The 11,099-nt window shown below is 54.0% G+C and carries 10 protein-coding genes; 9 read left to right on the top strand and 1 reads right to left on the bottom strand.

Annotated elements, in window-relative coordinates; genetic code table 11:
- Nucleotides 1–853 precede the first annotated feature (853 nt).
- The 7 genes from FBQ85_19085 to FBQ85_19055 all read left to right on the top strand — a co-directional run bounded on the left by FBQ85_19085 (nt 854) and on the right by FBQ85_19055 (nt 7,131).
- Nucleotides 854–1,861 carry a hypothetical protein gene (locus tag FBQ85_19085; protein ID MDL1877241.1) on the top strand — a complete coding sequence of 336 codons (1,008 nt, stop codon included), beginning with the start codon at nt 854–856 and terminating at the stop codon, nt 1,859–1,861.
- Between the two features lie 134 nt (nt 1,862–1,995).
- On the top strand, nt 1,996–2,574 hold the full coding sequence (locus FBQ85_19080) for a hypothetical protein (protein MDL1877240.1): 579 nt from the start codon (nt 1,996–1,998) through the stop codon (nt 2,572–2,574).
- Nucleotides 2,571–3,422 carry a DUF4138 domain-containing protein gene (locus FBQ85_19075; protein MDL1877239.1) on the top strand — a complete coding sequence of 284 codons (852 nt, stop codon included), beginning with the start codon at nt 2,571–2,573 and terminating at the stop codon, nt 3,420–3,422. Before FBQ85_19080 ends, FBQ85_19075 begins: the two co-directional genes overlap by 4 nt.
- 879 nt (nt 3,423–4,301) lie before the next feature.
- Nucleotides 4,302–5,738: a PKD domain-containing protein gene (locus FBQ85_19070; GenBank protein ID MDL1877238.1), complete on the top strand. Its 1,437-nt coding sequence runs from the start codon at nt 4,302–4,304 to the stop codon at nt 5,736–5,738.
- Nucleotides 5,739–5,762: 24 nt separating this feature from the next.
- Entirely contained in the window at nt 5,763–6,401 is a 639-nt protein-coding gene (locus FBQ85_19065) for a hypothetical protein (protein ID MDL1877237.1), read from the top strand.
- Nucleotides 6,402–6,496: 95 nt separating this feature from the next.
- Entirely contained in the window at nt 6,497–6,928 is a 432-nt protein-coding gene (locus FBQ85_19060; protein MDL1877236.1) for a Uma2 family endonuclease, read from the top strand.
- Entirely contained in the window at nt 6,871–7,131 is a 261-nt protein-coding gene (locus FBQ85_19055; protein MDL1877235.1) for a hypothetical protein, read from the top strand. Before FBQ85_19060 ends, FBQ85_19055 begins: the two co-directional genes overlap by 58 nt.
- 38 nt (nt 7,132–7,169) lie before the next feature.
- On the opposite strand, the gene FBQ85_19050 is transcribed toward FBQ85_19055, so the two are convergent.
- A complete protein-coding gene (locus FBQ85_19050; protein ID MDL1877234.1) occupies nt 7,170–9,575 on the bottom strand; it encodes a S9 family peptidase in 2,406 nt (801 codons plus the stop codon).
- A 224-nt stretch (nt 9,576–9,799) separates the two neighbouring features.
- Between FBQ85_19050 and FBQ85_19045 the strand changes: the two genes are divergently transcribed.
- The gene (locus FBQ85_19045; protein ID MDL1877233.1) at nt 9,800–10,552 is read left to right on the top strand and encodes a hypothetical protein; all 753 of its coding nucleotides are present in this window, start codon (nt 9,800–9,802) and stop codon (nt 10,550–10,552) included.
- Nucleotides 10,549–10,902, top strand: coding sequence for an anti-sigma factor (locus tag FBQ85_19040; GenBank protein ID MDL1877232.1), 354 nt, complete (start codon nt 10,549–10,551; stop codon nt 10,900–10,902). The genes FBQ85_19045 and FBQ85_19040 overlap by 4 nt, the downstream gene beginning before the upstream one ends.
- The last annotated feature ends 197 nt before the right edge of the window (nt 10,903–11,099 follow it).

The raw sequence follows: 11,099 nt of genomic DNA, 5'->3' as shown, positions 1-11,099 counted from the left end.
CCTGCTGCGCAACGATATCGAATTCACCCAGAGCCTCTACAACGACATGCGCGCCATCGAGAATCTGGATTTGAGCAATTCCTACGCGGTTTCGAATTTCATCATCAACGGCGACCGTTTGAACTTCTGGCTGCCGGGCACGACCACGGATGTTTCGCAATCCGCCCTGGGCGTGAACTCTCTCATCGGCAACGCCAAAGAGCTGGAAAAAACTTACAATAGTTTTGCCGTATCGACACAATATGATGAAATCCCCTCGGATTTGGATACGCGCCGGCATAACGCGCTGCTCGGGCAGGAAGCGTTTTCGAAAGCGTTGCTCGAATATGCCGCGAAGAGCCAAGTGCTGGCGAAAACGTATGATTCAATGGCGGTGGAGCTGCAACAGCAAGTGATCAACAATAAAAACAAATTCACCGAAGCGGAACGTACACAATTTTTGCTGGAGGCTGTGAAGCTGCGCGAGTTTTCGAATTCCTATTATGAAAAGTATTTGAAGTATTCTGAAGAAGCGCATTCCAACGAAATCGGTATGTTCGACAAGAAGCTCGATTTCCTGAGCAAGAAATTCAATTGGCAGGCGCTCAAGTCGCAGGTGAATAAAACCTCGAAAATCCGTTACGGTTTTTTTGATATTGGCAGCACGAGAACGCAGTAAGTTCGTAGTCGCGCCTTGAGGCGCATGCTGCGAAGTTCAGCCACGGTTAAACCGTGGCTTTACCCGGTCAGATGCCACGACCAAGCCGTGGCAGAGCAAGTTGAGAATTAAAGATTCTGATCGTCGAAACCAATGAAGCGTGTGAGTCAATAACCACAAGAACGCCCCTAAAGGGGCGACTACGAACGACAAACTATGCTCGAACTTTTTTTCAGTCCGGTTTTCTTCGATTCCGTGCATCAGCTCGTCGATTATATCGTGACGATCTCGACGTACATTTTCACGGTCGGCATGATTTTCTACTTTCTCGCGACCGTGATGCGCATGAGCAGCGGCCAGGAGGGCGGCGATCATTTTTATCATCTGTTGTTCATCGCATTCAGCGCGATTGGATTGGCAACGTATAAAATCTGGGCGGTGTGGCTGGGCAAGCTGTTCGTGCTGCTGGCGCGCGCGATTTTCGATCTCGAATCCGACAACCTGATGGCGGAATATCTCGGCGCATTTTTCGGCGACGGCAACGGCGGGGTGAAGCTCTCGCTGTTCAACATTCTGAGTTTGGAGTCTTTGTCGTCCCTGTCCTACTTGCTGGTGATGATCGTTTATGAAATCTTCGTGATCATTCAAGTGCTGGTGCAAATCTTTTTTTATCTGCTGGGGCCGATAGCGATCGTGATCTCGCTGTTCCCGCAGTTTCATGATGTTTTCAAAATCTGGCTGTCGAACTTTTGCTCGGTGAATTTCTGGTCGGTGCTGGTCGCGATTCTGTTTCGCCTGGTGAAGACGATAACCTCGGCTTCGGCATTTCAGCAAGCAGTGGCGGCCGGCGACAAGGGTTTGCTGTGGGACACGTTCATTCTCGGCGTGTTGATCGCGGTGACGATCGTATTGATTCCCAAACTTTCCGCGGGCATTTTCAAGCTGGCCTCGGCGAGCGCTGATCTCGGCAGCTACGGCACCGGCTTAACGGCAGGCCTGGTGATTTCAACCGTGTGGAAAAACGTCAAGGCATATTCGAGCAACATCAGCCACAATGTCGCGACGCGCGCGGGCGACACGATTATTACCGGCGCACAAACCATGACGAGCAGTCCGGCCAATCAGGCCACACAAGCGGCGGCCGCGGCAATGATTCAACCGGAATCGCCGGTGGCAACGTGGCCGTTTGCCGGCTCGCGACAACCGGCCGGCGGCACGGGATAATCGGAGTGATGGAGATCTAGTTTCAAAAAATACCGCCCGGGCGTTGCTATGCTGCCAAGATTACCGTCCATGCGTGTGCGTAAGTGAATGGCATTGCGCCCGGGCGGTTTAACACCTAACCTTTGAGATGCGCTATGCGTACCAATCCTGAGTATTACGAGTTTTACGGCGAGCTGATCAAGAGCAACATTTTTCTGAAGCGGCTGGTCATGATCCTGGTCGGTGTGAATTTGTTGCTGGCGTTCATCGCCTACCTTGGCTTTTCGCGGCCGGTGGAAACTTTTTTGGTAAAAGAAGGGTTTGCATACGCGACCACACCTTACGGCGAAACTCGCTCGGTACACGAGGTGCGGCAGTTCGCGCAAACGTTTGCCAAGAATCTGCTGGAATTCAACCGCGAAAATTTCAATGAGCGCATCAAACTGGCGTTGCAAATGTGTTCCACCGAACTGGAAGTGTTGATGTACAACACCATTAAAACCTCGGAGATTCCCAAAATCGTGCAAAACACGCCGGGCACAGTGAAATTCAATGTAGAAGAAATCCGTGTGACGCAAGGTGATCCGTTCAACGCGCATGTCTCCGGCTTGCAAGTTTTTCCCGGCCAGCAACCGATTCCCTTGCGTTTTACGTTGACGATCAACGTGGTGAATCGCACCGACGCGAACCCTTTTGGCCTGCGCATCATTAACTATACTCAAGAAAAAACATGAAAACCCTCAACACCCTTTTCGCCGCCCTGCTGTTGATCACGAACAGCGCGCCCGCGCAAGCGCCGAGCACCGTGCGCGTGAAGCCCGGCTTTGCGACGATCATCGTTTGCCCGGCGCCGCCGGAACTGGTGACGGTCGGCAATCCCGAGCAATTTTCCACGCAAAGCTCGGCCAATTACATTCTGGTGAAGCCGCTGGTGAATCAAGGCAGCACGAACATGTTCATCAAATCCGGGCCGGATTCCTACAATTTACTGTTGCAGGTTTCCGCACAGCCCGATCTCGAAATACGCTTGCAGCCGGCAGCGCAACCGCCGTCGAATCTGGCGGCGGAGGGCAAAAACGGAAGGTCGCATCAGGCGGATAACGAAGCGGTGACGCCGCCGAAAAGCGCGCCAACCAAAGCCGTGGGTTTGAAGGCTCTTTCACCCAAGACAAAAAATGTGCTCAACTCCTATCTCAAAACGCCGCGACCTTATACCTACAGCGTGGTGAATTCGGACGTGACGTTTGCCGTGGATCACATGGCGATGATCGAAGAAAAGCTTTTTGTTATTTGCACGCTGGTGAACAAGTCACGCATTCCGTATGACATCGGTTTTGTAAGATTCCGTTTGGTGGAGAATGCGCGTTCAATGCTGCTCTTCAAGAAGAGAGTCAAAGAAGAAGAGCTTGAGCCTTTGCAAGAAGCTTATACGCCGCGCGTCGAATCGAACAAATCGACGCGCATGATGTTCGTGTTCGACAAGCACGGGTTTTCTGATCGCAGCGATATTGAAATCAAGTGCAGTGAAGAGAGCGGCCGCCGTGATCTGGCGATCAAGGTGCCGGGCTCGTTCGTGGAGTAATTTGTTGTTTTAGACCTTGAGTTGCGCAACCAAACACAGCGGACTCTTTCTCGCCGGCCCGGGCAACGGGCGGCGCGGACTTAGGAGATTTTGCGATGAATCTTGAAAAGATATTTTTTGAAACCCGGCAGGGCCAGCGCCGGCTCAAGCCCCACATGGTGATGATGGCGAGCGTGGCGGCCTTCATGGTTTTTATTCTGTTCGTGTTGCTGGCTTATCAACGCAATGCCAAGGGCGAGCGCCCCGCGCCCAACCCCTTCGCGGCGCGTCCGGTAACACCCCAGCAAAAGCTCGATTATGATATCGTCAAATTGGATACGTTTTCACTGGGCGACTATTACAAGCCGGCGCCGGAACCTTCGCTGTCGCCAGTGGCGCCGGCGCCGCAAACCGAACGCTCCGTTTCGGCGCGCCCTCGACGCGAACCAACAGCGCAAGCGCCGGTAGAAGAGGTACGCAGCGCGGCCTCCGCGCCGGCGGCCACCTCCTTTCCGAGTGCGCCGGTGACAGTACCCAGCAGCGGCCGCAGCATGATCGTACATAGCTCGCTGGGTTCGAATGAATTCTCCACCAGCAACGTGCTGGGTCTGCAATCCGTCTTGCTCAAAGTGATGTTGCCGGATAAAACCCCGGTGACGAACAACAGCCTAGTGCTGGCGCGCGTGATCGGCGAGGGCCAATGGGGCAGCATTGAAATTCCACGGCGCGCGCAGTTGCTCGGCGTGGCCACGCTGCAAAACAGCCGCGTTGAAATTCAGTTTCGTGAAATTCGCATCAACGGCGTGACGCGCACCTGCACCGGTCGCGCTTACGATCTCAAGCGCTTGCCCGGTATTCCCTACACGCCGCTCGACGATAAAACCCGAAAAGTCGTATTAGATGAGCTGCGCAGCATTGCCTCGGGCATTCCGATCGTGGGACGCTATGCTGCCGATCAAGAAGTCACCCCGTTTAACCAGGAAGTTACCACCTTGGAGGAGGGCTTGGAGTTTTATGCGCAGATTACCAACATTTTCTAAGCACGCGATGAAAACATTCCGTTCAACTCTCGCCGCTGCCGCCGGCATGTTTGTGCTGGGCATCTTGCTTTCATGCGAGACGCACAAAGATCCGTTTTCTGGAAGCAACAGCTCGCCGGTCATCACCAACTTCACCTTCAGGCCGGATGTCACGCTGCCCGATCTGCGTTTGCGCTCGAGCGGCGACTCCCTGAAATTCAAAGCTGGTGAAGCCTATGCGATTGCCTTGCAATACGAAGACGCCGAACTGAAAAACAAAGATCGCAACCTGCGCGCGCATTTCACGTTTCTCGCGGGCAGCGGGCGCATAGTGAGCAATCAATTCACCAATCCGAGCGCGGACGGGCTTTCTTTCGACATTCCGCCTTCGCTCACTGACGATATTTTTCTGGTGCCGTCGAAATCCGGAATCGTCGATTTGCAATTGGTCATTACGGACGGCATCAAAGACTCGCAAACCAAGTTGGCCTCCACAACGTTTTTTGAGAACTTAAAACCGGTGGTACGATTTCAAGCGCAGCTCGGCGGCCAGCAAAATCCGCCTTACGGTGTCGATTTCAACGCCGCCAACAGCACCGACCGTGACGGCACGATCGACACCTATGTCTGGTCGTTTGGCGACAACAGCCCTCACGTGACCTCGCGCTCGAGCACCATTCATTATGACTATCAGCAATCCGGCTCGTACACGGTGCGCCTGATCATCAAAGACAATGAAGGCGCCCTGGATAGTTTGGATCAAGTGGTGACGACGTTCAATCAGCCGCCGATTGCGGCGCTCAGTGTCACGCCCACCATCGGCAGCGCGCCGCTGACGATTGCCTACAACGCGCGCGGCAGCCGCGACATTGACGGCAAGATTGTGGCGTATGACATCACGTTCGGCGACGGCGCAAGCTCACAAGCAGACAGCGGCTCGCATACCTATACGCAAGACAGCCCGCCCAACAGCCCTTATAATGTACAGCTCACCGTGCGCGACAACGTCGGCGCCACGACCACGCAAACCGTGCAAGTGACCGTGATTAGCCCGCCCGTGGCTGATTTCATTTGGCAGGATTGCGATCTCGGCAATGTGACTTTTATTTCAACCAGCTACGATCCCAACGCCCCGCCCAACGATCAGATCGACAACTATGAATGGGATTTTGGCGACGGCGACATGCAGAGCGGGGCCACGCTTTCGACTGTGCGCAAGAGGTATGAAAACAGCGGCACATATCCCGTGCGGTTGAGAGTGCGAAACCGGGGCGTGATTGGGGAAATCGTCAAACAAGTGAAAATTCCATGCAATTGATGGGAAGCGACCAACGAGGTGTTTATGAATGAGAAGAAAACGGGCTGGCAAAGCCGGGCCGGAGAATCGAAAAGGGAGAATCGGGAATTGAGCAGCAGAATACGCCTTTCGCGCGATCGTCGATCAGCGTTCGCCCATCCTCATGGCTTAATCGCGCTGGCAATTGTGGCACTGCTGACGGTGGGTTTTCCGGCAAGCGGCCGCGCGCAACAAAACACATACTATCACACCATGCACTCGAACTCACTGGCGTTGCAATACGGTCGCACGGCAAAGCTTGACTATTCCTATCAAATGAGCCGCCGCCAGCAGTTCAAGCTCACCGCTCTTTTTGTCAACGACAAGTTCGATCTGGGCCGCGACGAAGTGCGCTCGAAAGTTTACAATATGAACTTGCGATTTCAATACAATCTCCTGCACCTGGACCGGCTTTTCATCAACGGCAGCCTGGGTGCGGGCGCCTATCATTTGCGCGCCAAGAACCTTCTCGATCAAGAGCACAACGAGACGAAAATCAATTTTGTCGGAGGATTTCAAGGCGAGTATTTCATTTCGGGTAGTAGCCTGGCCTTGGTGTTTGATTACGATTTTCTCTACCTGCGTTTCAGCGATTTGTATGAATTCGTGCATATTCCGGCCGTGGGTCTGGCGCTGGTGTTTTGAAGGACGAGGAAAAGAGTGCTTGCGTTTTGTGACTCAAAATTTTATCATTCTTTGTCAATCATGAATATTGCCCTCCAAATTCAGTTTTAGAAACCATGACAAATTCCATTTCGACAATAGGCGAGAGCACGGCTCCAAACGCCGCTGAGGCCTTGGCAGAGAGCGCCGGCATCCCGATCGAGCAGCGCACGGATATCACCGTTGACGAGCTTGAACGCATGTCGTTGCCTTATCCTGCCGAGCTCTATGATGGAAGGATTATTTACAAAATGTCGAACTTTGAGCATGGCGTCATCCACGAAAACGTTGCGTATAAGATTCGCAACTATCTCGAGAATCATCCCGTTGGCCTGCTTTCCGGCAATGCCAATTATCGCCTTCGTCCGGAACGCAAAAGAGATTCCCGTGCGCCGGACATTTCCTTGGTCACAAATGATCGCCTTCCCCAGAGCCGGCGGCGTTACTTGCCCTGGCCCCGGATCTGGCGATTGAAATCCTCTCGCCCAGCGCCAGTTTCGACAAGGTAATGGAAAAGGTCGAGGAGTATCTCCCGGCAGGGGTGAAGATTGTCTGGTTGATCATTAGCAGCACGCGCGAAGTCCTGGCTTGCAAGCCCGAGGGCAAACACAGTGTGCGTGACGTGCTGACCGCTCCGGAACTGCTGCCCGGCTTTGCGCTGCCGGTGCAGGATATTTTCGCGGGCGTGGAGGCGGCACCTGTTTCGCAATAATGGCTCAGGCCAAAACCCGGCAGCCCCGCCGCCACCGCTCACTTTCCTCCCTCCTGCTTCCCGCCCAGGTTTTCTTCGAACAGCTTCAGAATCCGCTTGTATTCATCTGTCCACGAACTGATTTCCTTGAAGCCGTGATCTTCCATCGGATAGATTGCCACTTCCCAATTATCCTTGCCCAATTCAATCAAACGCTGCGCCAGGCGAACCGTGTCTTGAAAATGGACGTTGACATCCACCATGCCGTGACACATGAGCAGCGCTCCTTGCAAACCCTCCGCAAAATAAATCGGCGAGCTGCGGCGGTACGCGAGTGTATCTGCAATCGGAATATTGAGAATGTTGGCGGTGTAACCATGATTGTAATGCGCCCAATCTGTCACCGGCCGCAGCGCCGCGCCTGCGGCAAACACCTCAGGCGTCGTAAACATAGCCATCAACGTAATAAAGCCGCCGTAACTGCCGCCATAAACGCCAATGCGTTTGGCGTCGACACCATGCTGTTCGGTCAGGTACTTCGCACCATCAACAACATCCTCCAAATCCTTACCGCCCATGTGACGATAAATTGCTGTGCGCCAATCGCGGCCATAACCGGCGCTGGCGCGATAATCGGGATCGAGCACGGTGTAGCCCAAATCCGCAAGCAGATTGTGGAACATATACTCGCGAAAATAACTTGACCACCATTTGTGCGCGTTTTGAAGATAGCCCGCGCCGTGCACAAAAATCACGGCAGCACCATTCGATTGCGCGGGCCGGTATAAACGCGCATACACCTGCTTGCCGTCGCGCGCAGGATAGGTAATCAACTCCGGTTCTCGCCAGGGATAACTCCTAAACGCCTCAGTTGTCGAATGCGTGAGGCGCGTGGCTTTAGCGCCAGGTTGATTCGGCTGCAAATAGATTTCCCACGGTTTATTGATACTGGAATGCAAGATCGCGAGCATGGATTCATCCGGCGCTAGTTCGACATCGTTGTTTCCCGTCATCATCGTTAATGGCGTGCGTTTGCCGCCGTTTATTGGCATTAAATAAAAATGCCGCTCGCCGGGATGCGCTTCATTGCTGGTGAAATACCAATGTTTCTTGTCGCGCGAAATAAATGGCGAAAAAATTTCAAAATTGCCGCTGGTCAACGCTTGCTTCTTACCGGTTTTCACGTTCACAGTATAAAGATGCGAATAGCCGCTTTCCTCCGAACAAAACCACACACGTTCGTTATCCGGCATCCAACCGACTTCGCCGGCGGACCACCGGCTGTAAATACTCGGGCCGCCGATCCAAGCTGCATCATGTTGATGATCGAGCGCGCGCAATGCACCTTTCGGCAGACGAAGTTCAGCAATCCAACGATCTTTGCTGTCTAACGAAGTGACCACCACGAACGCGTGCTTGCCATCATCACTCCAAAAAGGGCCATGCCACATAACGGATCGAGCCATGCGTTTATCGGACGCCGTGGCAGAATCCTTTTTTGATTTTTGCGGCGTTGCGGTAAAATCGCGCTCGGTAAAAATCTCCGGCAGGCTGTCGGGTTTGAGATAAAGCACAGTGTCTGTCGCTATATCCCAATAACCGAATTGATATGTTGCCTGCGGCTCACCGACTTTTTCACGCGTGCGGATATCTTCCGTAAAACCGGTTTCGGTGACATAGTTCGGCACAATTGCAGTCTGCCCCTCTTTGGCTCTTTTGCGCAACACAAAGGTCACAAAGCCGCCGTCGGGTGAAAGTTGCGGGTTCTGCAAATCTGCTTCACCAAGATAAATGGTCTTTGGCCGTTTGAGTTCAAGGAGTTTATTGCGGGCCTTGCCCAGGTCTTCTTTTTCTTTGCGCTCGCGCAAAATCTGTATCAACCGCAATTCTTCCTGTGCGAGATATTTTTGCTCCTCAGTCCGCGGGCCTTTTTCAACAGGCGCTGCGCCGGAACGAAAATCGGTGAGCTGCGTGAGTTTGCCAGTCGTAATTTCCCAGGAAAAAAGGTTGTTTTCACGCTCAAAAATGATGGCATCTTCCCGCAAGGAAAAACGAGGGCTCCCCTCTCTTGCAATCGTGCTGGTCACCGGTGTTTGCCTGCCGGTTTTGGTATGAACGATGAAAATATCGCCGTCGCGCTCAAATACCTTTTGAGAATAATCGCGCGAATACACCCCGTGTGAAGGCACGAGATCTTTCTGCGTCTTGAGAGGAACCTTGCCCGGGACGCCGCCGCGCCGATTGATTTGATACAACGAATCGGCCTCCGCCCGTTCGGGATTCCACATGAAATACAAGCTCTGAGCATCCTCCGACCAGCGAAGCTGTTTGGGCAGGCCCAGCAGCCCATGCGCCTCGCGCATGATCCATTCGACCGTGAGCTGAGGTTTGACGGAAGTTTGTGTTTGTGCTGCAACAGTTACAAAAGACAGCGTCATCACGATAGAGACGGCAAACACGCGCATTCTTTGCCTCCACATGAGTAAAATGAAAAGGAACGGGATTGGCCTAAAATCAAAGCAAGCGCTCGTGAATTATTTCTCCGCGATTGCAGAGTTTTCTCGCGCTGCGCGGCTACAAACAACTTGACAACTGGCAGCGCGTTTTGTATCATTGCTTTCAATTTGAAAGCGCAACCTTGCAAAAAAAATCACATTTTGCAAGGTTGCTCTGACGAACTGGAGAAAAAATGTCGCGCAAATTCCCGCCCGCGAAAATCATCGTCAATCGCGGCGTTGCTGCACAGGCGTACCGGCATCCACGTGAAAACTTCCTAAAACAAATCAGCGTTATTCTGGGCGGCTTGACCGTAGCCGCCGTGCTTGCGCTGCCGTTCGTTTTTCTGAAAGCGGGCGTCTTTTTCTATGCCGGCGCGGCGGTTCTTATAATCGTCTGGGGGCTGCGCGCGCGTCTCCATCATGCCCGGCTCATCGGACATGCCCTGCACGTCAGTGAAGAAAATTTTCCGGAGATTTATTATATTCAAACCATAGTTGCGCGCGCATTGAGTTATTCCCCGGCGTTTGCGATTTACGTGTCTACCGCTGAGAAATCCGCGGCGCGCTGGCTGTCCGCCGGCGGGCATCCCACGCTAGTTTTGAACAGCACGCATGTCGAGGCGATGATCAGCCGCGCGCAGATCGGCCAGCTAATCTGGCTCGTGAGCCGCATGATGGCTTTACAGTGGACACGTCATCAAAGCTGGCCGGTGACGCGCGCGTTGTTAGTTGTCGCGCATTGCAATCCGTTGACCTGGCCGGTTTCGAATCGCTATCGCCGGATCACACATCTCACCGCCGATCATCACCAAATACGTCACCGATCTGGAGCGGTTCGGCCTGCTTCCTCCGCTGGAATCGTCGGCCTAGTGGATTGCGCCTCTGAACTGCAATTCGGTGGCTCGGGAATTGCAAGCGGATGCGCACGGTTCGTGCAGATATGACAACAAGCGGTGATGTTGCGTCATTCGGCCCGAACGCGCCCGGGTACGTCTGGAAGTCGACAACGGATGTCGAGCCGACCGAAGTCTCACCCGGAATCACCGTCCAACTGCTCTGGACGGGCGCGAACGGTGCCAAGGCGGCGGTGACAACCATCGCACCGGGCGCGGTCTGGGTCGGACAAGACCTGCATGCCCCAGGCCCCGAAGAGGTCTACGTGGTTTCCGGTGTGTTCAACGACGGCGTCAACGACTACGCCGCAGGCACATTCCTGCACGCTCCGGCCGGCTCGTGGCACGTACCGCAGTCTGCGGACGGGTGCGTGCTGTTCCTCTTCTACCCAGAAGGCTGACGATCAGGCGGGCAACGCCTTGAGGATCTCCGATGCCGCCCGTTTCCACGCGGCGATGTCGGGTGGCCCGGGGATGTTGCCGGCGACCAGCACCACGTTCGCCAGATACCGGTCGGAGACGACCCGCATGACCGGGAAATTGCTTGGGCCCGTTATGGGTTCAATGACGACGCGTCGGCCGATGCCGGGTACTTCAG

This window comes from Cytophagia bacterium CHB2, assembly GCA_030263535.1.
Taxonomy (GTDB): domain Bacteria; phylum Zhuqueibacterota; class Zhuqueibacteria; order Zhuqueibacterales; family Zhuqueibacteraceae; genus Coneutiohabitans.
This window is presented reverse-complemented; position numbering and strand designations above follow the sequence as displayed.